Source organism: Bradyrhizobium sp. SZCCHNS3002 (assembly GCF_032377435.1).
GTDB lineage: Bacteria > Pseudomonadota > Alphaproteobacteria > Rhizobiales > Xanthobacteraceae > Bradyrhizobium.
The window spans coordinates 376,601-393,372 of the sequence record NZ_JAUHHY010000001.1 but is presented as its reverse complement, the minus strand read 5'-3'; the positions used below and the strand labels follow the sequence as shown (position 1 = coordinate 393,372).

Below are 16,772 nucleotides of genomic sequence, written 5' to 3'. Positions count from 1 at the left end.
GGACATAGTGCGCCCGCTCCCGCTGCGCCGTCATCGCGAGCGCAGCGACGCGATCCAGTGTATCTCCACAACATCGAGATTGCTTTGGCGCAACGGCCCCTCGCAAATGACGCACACCTGACCTGCCCTGCGCCCGACAAACATCAACGGCCCGCTTGCCTGCCCTCGCGAGGTGGAGACGACGCTGCCGCCTTTGCCTCGGTCGTCATCCCCGCGAAAGCGGGGATCCATAACCACAGGATGTCGTGTAGCGGAACGTCCGTGGATCTCGTCCCACCACATCCGCCGCGGCGTGAATCCCGGGTCGGCGCCTGCGCGGCGCTCTGCGCCGCTCCGGCTTGCCCGGGGCGACACCGGTGCTTGAAACTCGCGGTGACAGTTCAGCCAGCAATGCTCATGCACGCCAGAACGGCCGTCGGCACAGCCGCCGCGCTTCATCGCGTGTCATGCCGTAGTCCTCCAGCACTTCATCGGCGAGCCAGGGGAGCTCCCTGGCGAAGCGGCGGCGCTCGCGCAAGCGCGCCAACCAGAGCCGAAGCACCGATTTTGGCACGGGCCCAGAGCTGCCGTGACCGACAATCGGTTGCGGCAAGTAGTAGACGTTGGCCCCAAGATTCGGCGAAGCAGGAAGTCGCGCGGCGTGATCGCGACCGCGCTCGAAGATCCGCGGCGCATGCGCGACACCACGCAATCCACGCGTCCCGATGGCGCTGACACTCTGCTCGTCGGTCGTGCTCGGCATGGCGGGCTCCCTTGAAAAGAAAGAACCTGCCGGCAATAAAAAAGCCGCCAGGTTCCTGGCGGCTGTTCGGATCAAAGACTGCACATCATCAGATTGCGCGTGATCCTCCCGCCGCCCGCAAGCTACGGTGCGTCCAACGACCAAAACGATGGGTGGCGACGGTGATCATGGCTGGTCTATAGCTGATAGATCTGAAGTTGTCATCTGCCAATCCGGTGAAAGATCAGCGCCCGCGCTGTCCAAAGTGTCAGGACGGAAAAGCGCCCACCGTCTGCGCTAGCTGCCGCGCCAACGATCCCGGCAACGCCTGATCGAAGATGCTGCTCAGCGTGCGGTAGTACCAGATCGTCCCCTCCCTTCCTCCGGTGAAGCGCTGCCACACCGCGTCGCCGACGTCATCAAGATCGCGCGCGATCGCCTCGGCATTGTCGACCTTGTCGGCGAGCGACACCAGCAGCGATGACGCCGGCTTGAGCGGCAGCTTGGCGAGATAGGCTTCCTTCCGCGGGCGCCATGCGGGCTTCGGATCGACCCAGGAATCCGTGCAGTCCGCGACGATCTCGGCGACGCCATCACCGAATCGCCGCCGGATCTCGTCCAGCGTGGCCTGTCCGCCCTGATCCTCGGCGGCGTCGTGCAGCAGGCCGGCGATGGCCTGCACCTCGCTGCCGCCCGCCGACAGCACGCGGCTGGAGACGCTGAGCAAGTGCGCGATGTAGGGCACCATGCTGCCCTTGCGCAATTGGGTCCGGTGCAACTCCGCCGCATAGACCAGCGCGTCGTCGTAGAGATGAGAGAGTGACATCAGCCTGCTTTCTTCTTCAGATTGTCCCTTGAGCATCATGATAGCTGACCCGTCGGGCAAATCAGCCCTCTTGCGGGTTTGCGCCCGGCGGGTTGCCTAGTCCCTTCCAACCGCCGAAGGCGCATCCAAGCCATGCGCCACGCGACGAATTTCTTGAGGGCTTTCAACGTCCGACTCACTGTCCAGTCCTCACCGTGAAAATAATCTTCTTTCGCTTTTCCGGAATCCGTGTTTCCCTCCGCTCATCCCGCCTCGACACGAGGGGCGTTTCGCGATCGTCACGACACGCGAGGTGGGGAGGCGATGGCCGCTGATTGCCGCAGCGCGTCTTGGACGTGCGGACGAACGGCTCCTGGCGGACGTGAAGTCGCAGCGTCCTGACACCCCGAAGCTGGTGTCACGCCGGTGGAGATGATGATCCGCCGGTCACGGGGGCAAGACAGCCGGTCCCCGGGGAGACTGCGTATAAGCGTGAAGACCGTCGCGCGGGGAATGCCGGGATGTCTCGGCTGCACCTGTGGTACCTGACGCCTGCATTTTTTTCCGCAGGCGGGCCATGGGGGCGGCGAGCTCCCGGCATTCCCTGCGCCCTCGTGATTTCAGAGGGGCCATCGACAGGCACAGCCCGGGCGCGATCGCGCCGCGGAGGATGCGGCTGCTCGTCCGCTCGATGCCGTCCCTCACCGTCCGGATCGCGATCGCCGACGATTATCGCACGCGCCGCCACGGCCTAAAGGTTTTGGTTAATTTTGTCCTGCTACGTCTCGCGCATTCTTCTCTGACAGTGGATTCGGGACCCCATGGCTTTCTTCTCCGGCAAGTCGGCTGATCGCACGCATAACCTCCTGATGACGGAGCTGTTCGAACGCCATCGCGACGCCATCCTGGTGATGTCCGACGGCAAGATCATCGCCTGCAACGAGACCGCGGTCCGCTTCGGCGGCTTCCGCAGCAAGCAGGACCTGCTGTCGCGTTCGCCGGCGACCATGGCGCCGGAGTTCCAGCCCAGCGGCAAGCGTTCCGCCGATGTCGTGAAGGAGATGGATGCCAAGGCGAGGCGCGAGGGCCACGCGACGTTCGAGTGGACCACCAAGCGCGCCGACGGCAGCCCGGCGCTGGTGCAGATCACGCTGGTGCCGACCCAGGTCGAGGGCCAGACCTATGTCATCAGCTTCCGCCGCGATCTCTCCGACCTCATTGCCGCGCGCGAGGAGAAGAAGCGCGCGCTCGACCGGATCGCCAAGGATTTCGAGACCTCGGTCGGCGCCATCGCCAATGCGATCTCCGGCGCCTCGCGCGAGGTCGAGACCACGGCCGCCTCGCTGACCACGACCGCGGATCAGGCCGCGCAGCGCGTGGCGCTGGTGGCGTCGGCGTCCAACTCCGCCTCCTCCAACGTGCAGTCGGTGGCCGGCGCCACCGAGGAGCTCTCGACCTCGGTCAGCGAGATCAACCGCCAGGTTGCGACCTCCTCGACCATCGCCGCCGAGGCCGTCGAGGCGTCCTCGCGCACCAACGACCTCGTCAACAGCCTGGCGGACGCTGCGGCCAAGATCGGCGCCGTCACCGACATGATCAACGCGATCGCGAGCCAGACCAACCTGCTGGCGCTGAACGCCACCATCGAGGCCGCCCGCGCCGGCGATGCCGGCCGCGGCTTCGCCGTGGTCGCCTCGGAGGTGAAGAGCCTGTCGAGCCAGACCGCGAAAGCGACCGACGAGATCAGCGCCCACATCAGCGCGATGCAGCGCGCCACCAGCGATACGGTGGCGGCGATCCAGGGCATCGGCGGCACCATCGGCCAGATCAGCGAGATCGCCAAGACCATCGCGACCGCGGTCGACCAGCAGGGCCACGCCACGCAGGAAATCGCGCGCTCGGTCAGCCAGGCCGCCAGCGGCACCCGCGAGGTCGCCACCAACATCGGCTCGGTCAGCCAGACGGTGGAATCGGCCGGCGGCGCCGCGCGGCAGATGCTGGGTGCAGCCGGCCAGCTCGCCAAGCATGCGGACGAGCTGCGCGGCAAGGTGAAGGACTTTTTGACCGCCGTGCAGGCGGCGTAGGTTCGATCGCAGCAGTTGACGCCGGCGATCAGGACGGCTCCGCGACCATGTCGCGGAGCAGCTGTTTGAAGACGTGGATAGGAAGGAACTTGCACGCTGCCGTCTCTGCGGTGAGAGGCACGCGGCCAACCGCGCCCTCCGCTGTCGTCCCGGGCAAGCCGGAGCGGCGCGGAGCGCCGTGGAGGCGCCGACCCGGGACCCATACCCTGCAGCAGATGTGGTGAAACGAGATCGGAGTGGCGCGCGTGCGGCCACACGGCCCTCTGTGGCTATGGGTCCCCGCGTTCGCGGGGACGACAGCGGAGAGTGGAGCGCCGTCAGTAGTTGATCATTGGCGTGATCAAAAAAGCGCTATGTCGACGACACCGCGGGCTTGCGGCCGTAGATCGCGTCGGCGCGCTTCTCGAACGCCGCCGACATGCGCGCGAAGATCGTGTCGAACATCGAGCCCATCAGCATCGCCAGCATGCGGCTCTTGAACTCGTAGGCGATGAAGAACGTCACCTCGCAGGCGCCCTGCTCTGTTGGCTCGAAGCTCCAGCGGTTCTCCAGGCTTGAGAACGGTCCGCTGACATATTCGACCAGGATCTTGCGCCCGGCGCGGTCGAGCGTGACGCGGCTGGTGAAGGTCTCCTTGACCAGCTTGAACGAGACCGTCATGTCGGCGACGACGACCTCGGTGCCGTCAGGCTTCGGATTGCGCTGGCGCACCACCAGCTTCTCGCACAGCGGCACGAACTCCGGATAGCGCTCGACATCGGCGACGAGGTCGAACATCTGGTCGGCCGTGTGCGCGACGCGGCGCTTGTTGGAAAATCTCGGCATCTGGTCTCGATCAGCGCGCGAGCGCGTCGCGCGCGGCCTTCAGTCTGGCGAAATCCTCGCCGGCATGGTGCGAGGAGCGCGTGAGCGGGCTCGCCGACACCATCAGGAAACCCTTGGTGTAGGCGACGGTCTCATAGCCGGAGAATTCCTCCGGCGTGACGAAGCGCATCACGGCGTGATGCTTCCTGGTCGGCTGCAGATACTGGCCGATGGTGAGGAAATCGACCTCGGCCGAACGCAGGTCGTCCATCACCTGCAGCACCTCGTGGCGCTCCTCGCCGAGGCCGACCATGATGCCGGACTTGGTGAAGATGGTGGGATCGATCTCCTTGACCCGCTGCAGCAGCCGGATCGAGTGGAAGTAGCGCGCGCCGGGGCGGACCGAGAGGTAGCGCGACGGCACGGTCTCGAGATTGTGGTTGAAGACGTCGGGCTTGGCCGCGACGACCTGCTCCAGCGCGCCGTCCTTGCGCAGGAAGTCGGGCGTCAGCACCTCGATCGTGGTGGTCGGGCACTTGGCGCGGATGGCGCGGATGGTCGCGGCGATATGGGCGGCGCCGCCGTCGGCGAGATCGTCGCGATCGACCGAGGTGACCACGACATGGGTCAGGCCGAGCTTGAAGGTGGCTTCCGCGACGTGCTCGGGCTCGCCGGCGTCGAGGGCGGCGGGAAGGCCGGTCTTGACGTTGCAGAAGGCGCAGGCCCGCGTGCAGGTGTCGCCCATGATCATGAAGGTGGCGTGCTTCTTGTCCCAGCACTCGCCGATGTTCGGGCAGCCGGCCTCCTCGCATACGGTGACGAGGCCGTTCTCGCGCACGATGTTGCGGGTGTCGGCATAGCCGCGGGTGGTCGGCGCCTTGACCCGGATCCAAGCCGGCTTGGCCGGCGAGATGGAATCCGGCCGGTTCGCCTTCTCGGGGTGGCGGGGGCGCAGCGGCGTGTTCGCGTTGATGTCGACGATGGTGACCATGGGATTCGCACAAACCTCTGTTGCGCCCTAGCTATTCCGTGCCGCGGCGCACCGCAACCGGCTGGCCGAGGATACCAGGGCATGGCAGATATGGGCAGCGCGGAACAGCGCTCACCACGGCGGATTTGCTCGAGAATGGCGCAAAAACCGGCAAAAGCCCCCGGAGTTTCACGGCTCCGGCGCAATGCGGCGGCCAAGCGGCTGACGCGGGCGTTCTTCGCCCGCGAGGTGCTCGCGGTGGCGCCGGAGCTGATCGGGGCGACGTTTCTGGTCGACGGCGTCGGCGGGATCATCGTCGAGGTCGAGGCGTATCACCACACCGAGCCGGCGGCACATTCGTTCCGGGGACCGACACCGCGCAACCAGGTGATGTTCGGCCCGCCCGGCTTCGCCTATGTCTACCGCTCCTACGGCATTCATTGGTGCGTGAACTTCGTCTGCGAGGCCGAGGGCTCGGCCAGCGCTGTGCTGATCCGGGCGATCGAGCCGACGATGGGGATGGAGGAGATGCAGCGGCGGCGTGGGCTCGAGGACGTCCGTGCACTGTGCGCGGGGCCAGGCAAGCTGACGGAGGCGATGGGCATCACGATCGCGCATAATGCGCTTCCGCTCGATGCTCCGCCGATCGAGCTGTTCGCCCGACCTGATGATGTCGAGATCGCCGCCGGCATCCGCATCGGCATCACCAAGGCCGTCGACCTGCCCTGGCGCTTCGGCCTGAAGGGCTCGCGATTCCTGAGCAAGCCGTTTCCTCCGTCATCGCGAGGAGCGTAGGCGACGAAGCGATCCGGGGGCCTCACAGGGACTCTGGATTGCTTCGCTGCGCTCGCAATGACGAAAGAGAGAGCGTCGTGTCAGACGCCCTGCAGCCGCGACAGCGCCTCCTGGAACTTGGCCTTGCGGGCCAGCGCCGCCTCGCGCTTCTCCTTCTCTTCCTCGACGAGCTCCTCCGGTGCGTTGGCGACGAACTTCTCGTTGCCGAGCTTCTTGTCGACGCGCTCGATGTCGGCCTCGGCCTTGGCGATCTCCTTGCCCAGGCGGGTGCGCTCGGCGGCGAAATCGACGACGCCCTTGAGCGGCAGCGCGGCGACCTCGCCGCGCACGACGAGCTGGGCGGAGCCGTCAGGCGCGGCGTCGGCGAAGCTGATGTCGGAGAGCCGCGCGAGGCGCTTGATGACCTCGGTCCAGCGCGGTGCGCGCTCCCTCGTCTCGGCGGAGGCCCCGACCAGCGCGAGCGGCATCAGAGTCGCCGGCGGAATGTTCATCTCGGCGCGGACCGAGCGGATCGCGGTAACGAGATCGACCACCCAGCCGATCTCGGCCTCGGCCGCCTCGTCCTTGAAGCTGGCGGCGTCGAACGAGATCAGCAGCGGCGGCACCAGGGGATCGCCGAAGCTGGCCGCGGACAGCGCGGCGATCTCGGCCACCGTCGGCCTGTCGGTGCGGTGCGGCCAGGGTGACAGGGTCAGCAGACTGTCGCGCTTGGCGGTGGACTCCCACAGCGCCTCGGTGATGAAGGGCATGAAGGGATGCAGGAGCTTGAGGATCTCGTCGCGCGCCCAGGCCACCATCGCGCGGGTCTCGGCCTTGGCGGGCCCGTCCTCGCCGAGCAGGGTCGGCTTGGAGAGCTCGACATACCAGTCGCAATAGACGTCCCAGACGAAACGGTAGATCGCGTTGGCCGCGTCGTTGAAGCGATAGGCCTCGAGCGCCTCGGTGACCTCGCGCGTCGCCGCGGCCGCCTCATGCGCGATCCAGCGGTTCAGGGTCTCCTTCGCGGAGCCCGGGTCGAAGCCCTCGGGCACCGTGCAGCCGTTCATCTCGGCGAAGCGGCTGGCGTTCCAAAGCTTGTTGGCGAACTTGCGGTAGCCGTCGACGCGCTGGGTCGACAGCTTGATGTCGCGGCCTTGGGCTGCCATCGCCGCCAGGGTGAAGCGCAGCGCGTCGGCGCCGTGCTCATCGATCAGCGCCAGGGGATCGATGACGTTGCCCTTCGACTTCGACATCTTGGCGCCCTTCTCGTCGCGGACGAGCGCATGGATGTAGACGGTCGAGAACGGCACCTCCTTCATGAAGTGCAGGCCCATCATCATCATGCGGGCGACCCAGAAGAAGATGATGTCGAAGCCGGTGACCAGCACGTTGGTCGGATAGTAGCGCTTCACCTCCGGTGTGTCGTCGGGCCAGCCGAGCGTGGAGAACGGCCACAGCGCCGAGGAGAACCAGGTGTCGAGCACGTCCTCGTCACGCGTGATGAAGCCTTCGCGCTTGTTGCGGTCGAGCGCCATCTCGCGCCCCTGCTCCGCCGTGATGACCTCCTGCTCGACGTAGTAGCCGATGGCGTGGCCGACGGCCTCCTCCTCGGTTTCGGCGACGAAGACCTTGCCGTCAGGGCCGTACCAGGCGGGAATCTGATGGCCCCACCACAACTGGCGCGAGATGCACCAGGGCTGGATGTTCTCCATCCAGTCGAAATAGGTCTTCTCCCAGTTGCGCGGCACGAACGTCGTCGCGCCCGACCTGACCGCCGCGATCGCCGGCTGCGCCAGGGTCTTGGCGTCGACATACCACTGGTCGGTCAGATAGGGCTCGATCACGACGCCGGAGCGGTCGCCATGCGGCACCATGTGCGTGTTCGGCTCGACCCGCTCGAGGAAGCCGAAGGATTCCAGTCGCTCCAGGATCTTCTTGCGCGCAGCAAAACGCTCGATGCCGTGGAACTCCCTGGCAAACTCCTCGGAGCCCTCGGGAAGGCCGCGCAGATAGTCCTCGTTGTCGACCAGCGCAATGCAGCCTTCGCGATCAAGAATGCTGATCTGCGGCAGGCCGTGGCGGCGGCCGACCTCGAAATCGTTGAAGTCGTGCGCCGGCGTGATCTTGACCGCGCCGGTGCCCTTCTCCGGATCCGAGTAAGTGTCGGCGACGATCGGGATCTCGCGCCCGACCAGCGGCAGGATCACGCGCTTGCCGACCAGGTGCTGATAACGTTCGTCATCCGGATGCACGGCGACCGCGCTGTCGCCCAGCATGGTCTCGGGACGCGTGGTGGCAACGACGATGAAGCTGGTCGGATCCTCCGGGCTGAACGTCTTGCCCTCGATGGGATAGCGCAGGTACCAGAGGTTGCCCTTGACCTCGATCTGCTGGACCTCGAGGTCCGAGATCGCCGTCAGCAGCTTCGGGTCCCAGTTGACCAGCCGCTTGTCCTTGTAGATCAGGCCGGCGCGATGCAGCTCGACGAACACCTTCACGACGGCCTTGGACAGGCCCTCGTCCATGGTGAAGCGCTCGCGGCCCCAGTCGCAGGAGGCGCCGAGACGCTTCAACTGGTTGATGATGGTGCCGCCGCTCTCGTCCTTCCACTGCCAGACGCGCGCGAGGAACTTCTCGCGGCCCATCTCGCGGCGACCGGGCTGCTGGCGCTCCATCAGTTGGCGCTCGACCACCATCTGGGTCGCGATGCCCGCGTGATCCGTGCCTGGCTGCCACAGCACGTCGCGGCCGCGCATGCGCTCGAAACGGCACAGGATGTCCTGCAGCGTGTTGTTGAGCGCGTGCCCCATGTGCAGCGAGCCGGTGACGTTCGGCGGCGGGATCACGATGGTGAAAGGATCGGCATCGCGGCGATCGGGGCGACCGGCGGAGAACGCCCGGGCATCCTCCCAGACCAGGGACATGCGACCTTCGAGATCGGTGGGCTGATAATTCTTATCGATCATGGCATTTCCAGCGGCGTGGGGCCGGCTGTCCAATTCGGGATGTCGCGGAACTCGTCCGGGCCTTTTGTGACATGACCTGAAAAAGCTCACGCAAGCTGTTGGTGCTTGGGCTGTTTTCGGACTGATGTCCGACCGCGGACCGTGCTCCCGGAGGAGCCCTCTCGATCCGTCCGGCAGGGATCAGCTTGACAGGGCTAGAAAGCCGCCGCGGCGCGCCAAGTCAACAGCAGCGGCGAACATTGACGGAAAGGGCCTACCGCCCGCCGCGGCTCGCTCCAGAACGGAATGCGAGTTCGTGCCCCCTCTCGGCGTCAGCGGCCGCGCGAGACGCGCTCGATCTCGGCCTTGACGATGCGCTCCACCAGGGCCGGAAGATTGTCATCCAACCACGATTTCAGCATCGGACGCAGCATCTCCTTGACGAGGTCCTCAAGCGTCCGGGCGTTGTTGCTCAGCACCGTGTTGGCCAGCGCATTGAATGCCGATTCGACGGCGTTGACCGTGGACGGCGCCAGGATCGGCTGCTTCGGCGTGGCCTGCTCGAAAGACGACTCGAAGCTCGCGGCCTTCTGGTTGAGCCGCCCGGACTCGATGAACTCGATATCGTTCTGCGGATCCACCTTTCGGAAGGATGCCGCGGCGGGGGCTGGCGCTGGAGCGGGAGTCGGTGGGGCCACTGCCATGTCGTCCGTCAACTCGAGTACTTCAGGTTCTGGATCCGGCTCGGGTTCGGCCGGCCTGACCTCTGCCGCCGGAGTCGTTTCATCCAAACCCGCCAGCAATGCGTCAATGTCATCCTGACTGTTGGGCGCCGCAGCCGCCGCGGGCGGCGGCGCAGGTGGTGGTGGCGCGGGCTTGGCGGGGGCCGCAGCAGCGATCTTCGAAGGCGGGATGTCGTTCATCACCGGCTTCGCGGCCGGGGCCGCCGGCTTCTCGGCCTTCACCGGCTCCGGCGCGGCAGCCTTGTCCGCCGCCGGCGGCTTGCCCTCGTCGTCGGCAATGATACGCCGGATCGACGCCAGAATCTCCTCCATGGAGGGTTCTTGGACCTTCGCAGGCTGCGTCATTTCCGACTCCAAATCAGCAACGCCGCCCTACGTATCGGCGCGGCGCAAAAGTCCCGGGCGCCGGATCCAAGAGGCTTGGACTTCTCAACGGACATGCCAACTTGTCTCCGGACAAGGCCTGATCGATGCAAAACAACAGAACGATACTGCCCATGTCGGAGACTATTCTTGGAAGAACTTCCGACGCAGTCCGAATCGTTCGGCGGCCATTTTGAGGCTATGTCATGGCAACAAATGAATGCAAGCAACGCCGGCCGCGAACCCGGTGGAGCACGGAGGTCGCCTGTCAAGCGTCGCCCATTCGTCACAACCACAGCATGTGCCACAAAAAAATCCCCCGGCCAAGGACCGAGGGATCAGGGTCGATATTAAGAATGTACTAACGACCATCCGGCGTCCGTACACCCGCCCAGTTATCCCGGACCTGCTGGTAGTGAACGCTGGGATCGTAGGTGGTCGTCGGCAGGTTCAGCACCTGCGGCGACAGCCGACCGACGGTCTGAAGCACCGAGTAGGACGCCACCACACGATCGTGCTGTGCGTTCACCAGCGAGTTCCGCGCATTGACCAGCGCCTGCTGAGCGTTGAGGACATCCAGCGTGGTCCGCTGGCCCGCCTTGGCTTCCTCGCGCACGCCGTTCAAGGCGATCTCGGAGGCCGCCACCTGGGCCTGCGCCGACTGCACCTGAGCCTTGCCCGCGAGCAGCTTGCCCCAGGCAGATACCACGTCGGAGCGAGCCTGATCACGCGTCTGCTCCAGGACCAGACGCTGCTGTGCCAGCGACTCCTTGGACTGCCGGATCAGCGAATATTCCGCCCCTCCGTTGTAGATCGGAACGTTCAGCGAGGCGACAGCCGACGCGCTGAACCCACGATAGGATTGCAGGCTCGACTCATAACCCTGCTGAGCCTGAGCCTGGACGTTTACGGACGGCAGCAGCGCACCTTCCTTGATCTTCGTGTCAAGATACTGGACGTCGATGCCGTACATCGCCGCGGTCACGCTCGGGTTTTCCGTCAGGGCCGTTTCGACCGACTGCTGGAGGCTCGGCGGCAAGTAACGATCAACAGGAGAGCCCGGCGCCAGATTCTGGGGATCGTTGCCGATGATTCGGCGGAAGTTCGAGCGGGTCGCCGTCAGCTGGGCCTCTGCTGTGAGCTGCTGCGTGCGGCCGGCGGCGAGCTGAGCCTCGGATTGCGCGACGTCGGTGCGGGTGACCTCGCCGACGTTGAACCGATCCCGAGTCTGCTTGAGCGTCTGCTCCAGCACTCGCGTGTTGCTGCGCTGGACCTCGACGATCGCCGCATCGCGCAGATAGTCCATATAGATCGTGGCCGCGGCTAGCAGCACCTGCTGCTCGAGAATACGGAGAGCCTCTCGTTGCGCCGAGACGTTCGCCTCGGCCTTGCGCACGCCGTTTGCCGTCTGCTGACCGTTATACAGATTCTGGTTGACCGTCAGGCCGACGCTTCGCGGCCTCTGCACGCCGCTGACGGCCGGCGTCGCGGGTGCCGCTTGCAAATCCGTATACTGAATGCCCGCCGTCGCAGTCAGATTGACCTTCGGCCGATACCCCGAGAGTGCCTGCGGAACGCCTTCGTCGACCGCACGAGCCTGGGCCCGCGACGCGTTCAGTTGCGGGTTGTTCTGATAGGCGCGCACCAGCGCAGCCTCGATCGTGTCGGCCAGCGCAGGCGTCGGGCCTGCACAAGCCATCACGAGGACCACAGCCGCCGCTGCGGTGACGAGCTTCACCCCAAACATCCCTGTTCCATTCATTTGTTACCGGCTCGAACGCCAGAGCCGGGCCGTAACCTGTTGAAGAGACTCCCGCGCACCTCGCACCTTATTCCCCATGCAAGCGCAACGGAACCACCCAAGCCTGGAACCCGTATCGAAAACTGTCAACGTGCAGCATCCAGGCCACACTTCTGATTTAAAACAGAATTTTGCCCGCCCGCAGCCGCGAAGACAACGCACCAAGCCGTACTGCGCGACGGGATGCCGGCAGTTCAGAGGGGTCGCCAAGAACTTCGTCTGACGACTTAAAAAACGAACTCGGGGACCCGTTCGAGGCCGGAAATGACCGGCGCCGCGGCATCGAACAGAACCCTGCTGCCGATATCACCATGCGATCGCGTAAAGATCATGGCGCGGGCGGGTCGCGAGGTGGCGAAGACGCCGACCAGGCGGCCGCCCTCTTTCAATTGACGGCAAAGACCGTCAACAGCGACCTCGGTCGCTCCATTGAGGAGAATCACGTCGAAGCGGCCGTCCGCCGGATCACCCTCCGCAGCCGGCGCGACTCGAATCGTAACCGGGCAGCCATCGACGGCGGCAAGCAGATGCTTGGCGCGACCTTCGACCGCCGAATCGACCTCGGTCGCCGTCACGTTGCCCGCAAGCCGGGCGGCCAACGCAGCGAGATAGCCCGTCGCACATCCGACCACCAGCACGCTGTCGGTCGGCTTGATCTCGGCAGCCTGCAGCAGTTTTCCCGTCAGCATCGGTTTGATCAGATACCGCTTGGTCGAAGCGGATTCGGAGACGTCGAGATCCAGGTCGAGATAGGCCAGCGCCTGCCGATCTGTGGGAACGTAGGCTTCCCGCGGCACGGTCAACAACGCATCCAGCACGCGGTGATCGGTGACGTCGTTGGTCCGGACCTGACCATCGACCATTTTCTGGCGCGCCGTCGCGAATGAAGACATGAGCAGACCTGCAAGCAAAGCGGATGGACCGCGGACGATCTGCGCAATCTTTTGGTACAAGGCCCTCGAAAAGGCAACATGCGGGTTTCAACGGAGCCGCTGGGACACCGCCTGTGAGGACGCCGACCGCCGGCTACTCGATCACCACGGCCAGTCGCCCGAGCAACTGCACGATCTCGTCAATATGTTCAGAATCACCGCGCGTCATCATGTCGGCCAACCGCGTGAGACATTCGTCGTCGCTGAGACGCTCGACCTGGTCGGGAATCAACGAGGGCGCGGAGACTTCTTCAGCGAATGGGATGACGGTGTTTGGCATCTACGACACTCCATGACCGCGGGGGACTGGCCGGTTCCAGCAAACTATCGGGGCCGGTTTGCTCCCCTCCAAGTGAATTTCCTGTCATCGAACTGTGGGCGGCCGCTGCCCAGCAAGCGTTCAAAATCAATCTAACCATATGAAATTTCGGTATTTTATTCCTGAGCCCGCAATCGTCGCAAAGATGCGATTTCGTTCTATGCAAGGCGAAACGGCTTTGTTATACGCAGCCGCATTCGCGAACATTGCTTCGCCTGTTCCTCGGTAGCTCAGCGGTAGAGCATTCGACTGTTAATCGAATGGTCGCTGGTTCGAATCCAGCCCGGGGAGCCATTCTGGCCATGCCGAATGGTTCTTTATCCTCCCAATCCTTCTTTCTTGTGACGCGGGACATCCGCCGATTGGCGGCGAACGTTCGCCGATCTTCACGGTCTTCCCTTGACCGCGCATGGGGCGTCGGGCAAGCGGGGGCACTCCTTCTGCAGTGACGACCAGCGATGCCGATTTCCGATCATCTGAGAGCCGTCCGCAGCAAGATCGGCCATGATCTGTTGGCGACCACGGCGGTTTCCATCTCCGTGTTCGACGACCAGGGCCGCATTCTGCTCGGGCGCGACGCGGAGACGGGCCTCTGGACGTTGCCCGGCGGCGCCATCGATCCGAACGAGCATCCGGCCGACGCCGCCACCCGCGAATGCTTTGAGGAGACCGGCCTCGTGGTCCGCCCGAAACGTCTGCTCGGGGTGTTCGGCGGCCCGGAGTTCCTCATCCGCTATCCCAACGGTGATCTGACCTACTATACGGTCATCGCCTTCGAAGCCGTCATCGAAGGCGGCGCGCTTGCGCCTGACGGCGAGGAGATCGCGAGCCTCCGATTCGTCGATCGTGGGGAATGGGACCAGCTCCCGGTGTCGCCATCGAGCCGGATCATCTCGCGTCAGGCGCTCCAGCACGACCCGGTCCCCTACTTCGCTGCCGCGAGCTGGCGGCCCGAGAGCTGAACCGGACTCGAGTCCTTGGATCCTGTCGCCGCAATTCTCATGCTGATGGCCGGTCTGCTTCATGCGAGCTGGCATGCCATCGTCAATACCGGCAGCAGCCTCTCCCTTCTGGCTGGCATGGGTCTGGTGAGCAGCGCCCTGATCCTGCCCTTCATGTTTCTCGTTCCCGTTCCGGCGCTCTCGACCTGGCCGCTCATCGTGGCCTCGCTGGTCTTGCACGCGGGCTACAAGGCGAGCCTCGCAATGGCCTACCGTTCAGCCGAGCTTGGACGTACCTACCCGATCGCGCGTGGCACCGTTCCGCTGTTCGCAACGCTGTTTGTCTCGCTGGGTCTGCAGCAACTGCCACGGAGCGGGCAGTTGATCGGAATCGCCGTCATCGTCCTCGGAATCACCGGCCTGGCACGCGACCGCATCCACGGTCCGATCGACCGCCGCGCGTTCTGGGCTGCGGTCTGCGCCGCCGCACTGGTCGCCGGCTATTCGGTCGTCGATGCGGCAGGCACTCGGCAGACCGAAGGCTGGGCTTCGTTTACGGTCTGGATGATCGTGCTCGACAGTGTCGTGTTCTTTCTTGTCGCAATGATGTTGCGAGGACCTGCGCTGGTGTTGGAGATCCGAGACGCCCGGACTCCGGTGCTGATCGCAGGCACCCTGGGGCTGACGTCATTCGTGGTATTCCTTTGGGCCTTGAGCCGCAATCCGATCGCCAATGTGGTCGCGTTTCGCGAATGCAGCGTCCTGTTTGCGACGCTGATCGGCGTACTGTTCCTGAAAGAGCGTGCAACGCCGCAACGGCTTTGCTGCGCGGCGCTGATCGCCGTCGGGCTGGTCATCGTCGCCTTGCTCAAGCCGGATTGAGATTCGTCAAACAGCCGGAGCCATCGACCCGGACATCATAGTTCCATCTTCATCGCATGATGCACAACAGAAGATCTGCCTGCGGTCCGGACAGGGAAGTTCCGTAAAACTCCTGGTTGCAGAATCGCAGCAACTAATTCAGTGTTAACTACTTTGCCATTTTTGAGCCTCAGCCTATTGTCCTTGTAGCGTGAGAGTCCTTCAGTCCCGCTGATACTGAGGTGGCCCATGCCTACTGTCCTCATTATTGACGATGATTGTGCCACGCGCGCTGCGCTGGAAACATTATTGAAGAAGAAGCGGTTCTGCGTGTTTCTCGCGCCGGATGGTCCGACCGGCATTCGATTGATCGGCAGCGTGTCCTTCGATGCCGTCGTGATCGACATGTTCATGCCGGGCATGGACGGCATCGCAACCATTCGCGAGCTCATCAAGCTCGATCCCACGGTCCCGTTCATCGCAATCTCCGGCTACGCGTTCACCGATAAGAAACTGGGAGCTCCAGACTTCCTCGGTATGGCAATCAAGCTCGGAGCAACGGCAGCGTTGCAGAAGCCGTTCGACATCCTCGATCTGCTCGAAGCGGTCGATCGTGCGATCGAGGTGCGGCAACGACTTCTGACCGAGGCGCGGCGCGTGGCTCCTCATCCACGTCTGTCAGGAAGGGCTCATGATGAACATCCTGGTCGTTGATGACGAAGTCGGCGTTTGCTGTGTCATCCAGCATCTTCTGGTTCGCGAGGGCTACGCGGTCACGGCCGTCACCGACGGTCGGCTGGCCATGGATGCCGTGTCCCGCGACGATTTCGCTGCGGCCCTGATCGATCTCAACCTGGCCGACATGGACGGCAACGACGTCATCCGGGCTGCGCGCGCGGCCCGGCCCACGATGCCGATCGTGATGATGTCGGGCATGGTGCTCGAGTCAGGACAGGGGGCGCCTGACTTGCTCTCCCCCTCGCCCAAAGTGGTCGGCCTTCATCGTTTGGCGAAGCCGTTCAAGCCGAAAGACCTGTCGCAGCTGATGCGTGACATTCTGGCGCAGGACACCGAGCTTCTCGCCGTGGCGGTCTGACTGCCAGCGATTCTGCTGCTTGCGTCGAGCCGGGCGTTTGGAGCGGGTCGCCTCTCTGGTCTTTGCCGGCAAGGCAGCCTGCGACGTGCGGCAGACGTTCTGGATCTCTTGCTCACGGTCGGCTACGGGCGGACTCGTGATCGCTGCAGGGCATCACCTGCCGCACGGGCAGACGGGTCGACGGACGACGAGAAGCCTTGGGATGTGAGCCCGTTCACACTGGAACGGCGCGGACCGCGGTATCTTTTGGAACGAAGGGCACCGGTAACCAATTAGGTCCTTCGTGCCCGATCGTTAGAATTTGAGCGATCCGCTCAATTTGAACAAAGTGGAATTTTGCCATCGTGGCTCGCAGTTTGTGCGAGGGCGAGATGAGCGAAGCCGAATACGAGTTGTTGATGGATGTTGTGAGAACCGCTATTGCGCCCGAGACCGAGACCGATTCCATGGCCCGCTTGTTCGCGATTCTGCATCTCCCCACGGCAGCCAACGACAACCAGGGCGCCTGGCCGCTGATCCCGTTTCCGGACGGCTGGTTCGCGGCCTGCTGACGCGCGATCTTCGGTCGTCATGCAAGCCAGTGGATCGGCACGTCTTTGCCGGAACACTGCTG

Annotated in this window: 16 protein-coding genes and 1 tRNA gene; 8 read left to right on the top strand and 9 right to left on the bottom strand. The window is 64.4% G+C overall.

The genetic code is table 11. The features are described 5' to 3' along the window. Positions 1-394: 394 nt before the first annotated feature. The gene (locus QW845_RS01745; RefSeq protein ID WP_315799940.1) at positions 395-742 is read right to left on the bottom strand and encodes a DUF1127 domain-containing protein; all 348 of its coding nucleotides are present in this window, start codon (positions 740-742) and stop codon (positions 395-397) included. A gap of 247 nt (positions 743-989) precedes the next feature. Further along, entirely contained in the window at positions 990-1,547 is a 558-nt protein-coding gene (locus QW845_RS01740; RefSeq protein WP_315799939.1) for an HD domain-containing protein, read from the bottom strand. Positions 1,548-2,347: 800 nt separating this feature from the next. On the opposite strand from QW845_RS01740, the gene QW845_RS01735 reads away from it, so the two are divergent. Next, positions 2,348-3,610, top strand: coding sequence for a methyl-accepting chemotaxis protein (locus QW845_RS01735; protein ID WP_315799938.1), 1,263 nt, complete (start codon positions 2,348-2,350; stop codon positions 3,608-3,610). Positions 3,611-3,961: 351 nt separating this feature from the next. On the opposite strand, the gene QW845_RS01730 is transcribed toward QW845_RS01735, so the two are convergent. Then, positions 3,962-4,435, bottom strand: coding sequence for a type II toxin-antitoxin system RatA family toxin (locus QW845_RS01730; protein WP_315799937.1), 474 nt, complete (start codon positions 4,433-4,435; stop codon positions 3,962-3,964). A gap of 10 nt (positions 4,436-4,445) precedes the next feature. Next, a complete protein-coding gene (gene lipA, locus QW845_RS01725; protein ID WP_315799936.1) occupies positions 4,446-5,405 on the bottom strand; it encodes a lipoyl synthase in 960 nt (319 codons plus the stop codon). Between the two features lie 135 nt (positions 5,406-5,540). Here lipA and QW845_RS01720 point away from each other — a divergent pair, with 135 nt between their 5' ends. Next, positions 5,541-6,179, top strand: coding sequence for a DNA-3-methyladenine glycosylase (locus tag QW845_RS01720; protein ID WP_315799935.1), 639 nt, complete (start codon positions 5,541-5,543; stop codon positions 6,177-6,179). An 80-nt stretch (positions 6,180-6,259) separates the two neighbouring features. Here the strand turns inward: QW845_RS01720 and QW845_RS01715 are convergent, their stop codons facing one another. The 5 genes from QW845_RS01715 to QW845_RS01695 all read right to left on the bottom strand — a co-directional run bounded on the left by QW845_RS01715 (position 6,260) and on the right by QW845_RS01695 (position 13,222). Next, positions 6,260-9,124 (bottom strand): valine--tRNA ligase, encoded by a 2,865-nt coding sequence (locus tag QW845_RS01715; RefSeq protein WP_315799934.1) that lies wholly within the window; start codon positions 9,122-9,124, stop codon positions 6,260-6,262. Between the two features lie 311 nt (positions 9,125-9,435). Beyond that, a complete protein-coding gene (locus QW845_RS01710) occupies positions 9,436-10,191 on the bottom strand; it encodes a DUF2497 domain-containing protein (protein WP_315799933.1) in 756 nt (251 codons plus the stop codon). A gap of 379 nt (positions 10,192-10,570) precedes the next feature. Beyond that, the gene (locus tag QW845_RS01705) at positions 10,571-11,956 is read right to left on the bottom strand and encodes a TolC family outer membrane protein (RefSeq protein WP_315799932.1); all 1,386 of its coding nucleotides are present in this window, start codon (positions 11,954-11,956) and stop codon (positions 10,571-10,573) included. Positions 11,957-12,237: 281 nt separating this feature from the next. After that, positions 12,238-12,903 (bottom strand): protein-L-isoaspartate O-methyltransferase family protein, encoded by a 666-nt coding sequence (locus tag QW845_RS01700; RefSeq protein WP_315799931.1) that lies wholly within the window; start codon positions 12,901-12,903, stop codon positions 12,238-12,240. 133 nt (positions 12,904-13,036) lie between these two features. Beyond that, a complete protein-coding gene (locus QW845_RS01695) occupies positions 13,037-13,222 on the bottom strand; it encodes a hypothetical protein (protein ID WP_315799930.1) in 186 nt (61 codons plus the stop codon). Positions 13,223-13,480: 258 nt separating this feature from the next. On the opposite strand from QW845_RS01695, the gene QW845_RS01690 reads away from it, so the two are divergent. The 6 genes from QW845_RS01690 (at position 13,481) to QW845_RS01665 (ending at position 16,710) form a co-directional block, all read left to right on the top strand. Next, a tRNA-Asn gene (locus QW845_RS01690) sits at positions 13,481-13,555 on the top strand. 164 nt (positions 13,556-13,719) lie between these two features. Continuing rightward, positions 13,720-14,223, top strand: a complete 504-nt coding sequence (locus tag QW845_RS01685) for an NUDIX domain-containing protein (RefSeq protein WP_315799929.1) — start codon at positions 13,720-13,722, stop codon at positions 14,221-14,223. Positions 14,224-14,238: 15 nt separating this feature from the next. Then, positions 14,239-15,084 carry an EamA family transporter gene (locus QW845_RS01680; RefSeq protein ID WP_315799928.1) on the top strand — a complete coding sequence of 282 codons (846 nt, stop codon included), beginning with the start codon at positions 14,239-14,241 and terminating at the stop codon, positions 15,082-15,084. 228 nt (positions 15,085-15,312) lie between these two features. Further along, positions 15,313-15,777, top strand: coding sequence for a response regulator (locus QW845_RS01675; protein ID WP_315799927.1), 465 nt, complete (start codon positions 15,313-15,315; stop codon positions 15,775-15,777). Then, positions 15,755-16,159 carry a response regulator gene (locus tag QW845_RS01670; RefSeq protein ID WP_315799926.1) on the top strand — a complete coding sequence of 135 codons (405 nt, stop codon included), beginning with the start codon at positions 15,755-15,757 and terminating at the stop codon, positions 16,157-16,159. Before QW845_RS01675 ends, QW845_RS01670 begins: the two co-directional genes overlap by 23 nt. A gap of 371 nt (positions 16,160-16,530) precedes the next feature. Further along, positions 16,531-16,710 carry a hypothetical protein gene (locus QW845_RS01665; protein WP_315799925.1) on the top strand — a complete coding sequence of 60 codons (180 nt, stop codon included), beginning with the start codon at positions 16,531-16,533 and terminating at the stop codon, positions 16,708-16,710. The last annotated feature ends 62 nt before the right edge of the window (positions 16,711-16,772 follow it).